Raw genomic sequence first — 239 nt, 5'->3', positions numbered from 1 at the left:
CGAACCGCCGAGTACCCGCGTCCGGCGCATCTGCTGGCGCACTTCAGCGACACCCACCTTCGCCACCCGGACGACCCGCTCGTGGGTGGCGTCCTGGATGCCCGACCGAACCTGGTCGCCGCGCTCGAGGCTGCGTCCGCCCACTCCCCCGAGGCGCTGGTGTTCACCGGTGACCTGTCCGACGACGGGACGCCCGAGTCGTACGCCGAGCTCCGCAGGATCGTGCAGCCGGTCGCGAC

Annotated in this window: 1 protein-coding gene; it reads left to right on the top strand. The window is 72.4% G+C overall.

The window, feature by feature from the left end; translation table 11 throughout:
• Positions 1–239, top strand: a 239-nt coding sequence (locus BN358_RS25415; RefSeq protein ID WP_198018388.1) for a metallophosphoesterase, incomplete at both ends; no start/stop codon positions are given.

The sequence above is a fragment of the Sedimentibacter sp. B4 genome, assembly GCF_000309315.1.
GTDB lineage: Bacteria > Bacillota > Clostridia > Tissierellales > Sedimentibacteraceae > Sedimentibacter > Sedimentibacter saalensis.
Note: the sequence above shows the minus strand (reverse complement) of the source record. Positions and strands in the feature narration are given on the sequence as shown.